The 681-nt window shown below is 71.7% G+C and carries 1 protein-coding gene and 2 pseudogenes; 1 reads left to right on the top strand and 2 read right to left on the bottom strand.

The features are described from left to right. Positions 1–74: 74 nt before the first annotated feature. A complete protein-coding gene (locus tag EAO77_RS38165; protein WP_187283631.1) occupies positions 75–260 on the bottom strand; it encodes a hypothetical protein in 186 nt (61 codons plus the stop codon). A gap of 33 nt (positions 261–293) precedes the next feature. Between EAO77_RS38165 and EAO77_RS38170 the strand changes: the two are divergent. Then, positions 294–410: pseudogene (locus EAO77_RS38170) on the top strand (TetR/AcrR family transcriptional regulator); the annotation flags it as partial. A 28-nt stretch (positions 411–438) separates the two neighbouring features. Here EAO77_RS38170 and EAO77_RS40950 read toward each other — a convergent pair. Next, positions 439–582: pseudogene (locus tag EAO77_RS40950) on the bottom strand (PPOX class F420-dependent oxidoreductase); the annotation flags it as partial. Positions 583–681 lie beyond the last annotated feature (99 nt).

Below are 681 nucleotides of genomic sequence, written 5' to 3' on the forward strand. Positions count from 1 at the left end.
GCGGGTCGCGGAAGGCTGCGACACGTCTCAGGGCCCTTTGTCCGGGGGCGGGTCGCGGAAGGCTGCGACACGTCTCAGGGCCCTTTGTCCGGGGCCCGGCGGGCCACCATCGCCTCGATGCCCGCCACCAGCAGATCGAGCGCGACGGCGAAGTCCCGCTCGCGCATCTCCTCGACGGTGGTGCCGCCGCGGGCCTCCATGATCTCGGTCGCCTGCTCGAACTCCCGGCTCAGCTCGGGGCGTTCCTCGATGGTCCCCATCGCCCGGCGGAAGTACTCGTCCTGGCTGAGGCCCGCGGCGGCACCACCGTCGAGGAGATGCGCGAGCGGGACTTCGCCGTCGCGCTCGATCTGCTGGTGGCGGGCATCGAGGCGATGGTGGCCCGCCGGGCCCCGGACAAAGGGCCCTGAGACGTGTCGCAGCCTTCCGCGACCCGCTTCAGTCCTGGACGAGCCGGGCCGGGAAGCCGCCCGTCGCGATCGGGCCCCAGCGCACAGGGGTGATCCTGATGATGGACTTCCCCTGCTCGACCATGGCGGTGCGGTACTCGTCCCAGTCCGGGTGCTCCCCGGATGACGGCCGCGCCTCACGTAGGGTGCCGGGCATGGCACGCCACATCGCCACCAACACCACGGTGGACCTGGACCAGTTGCTCGACTTCGTACGCCCCCGTCACCGCGC

Origin of the sequence: Streptomyces sp. T39, assembly GCF_008042045.1 — a bacterium.
In the GTDB taxonomy this organism is placed as follows: Bacteria; Actinomycetota; Actinomycetes; order Streptomycetales; family Streptomycetaceae; genus Streptomyces.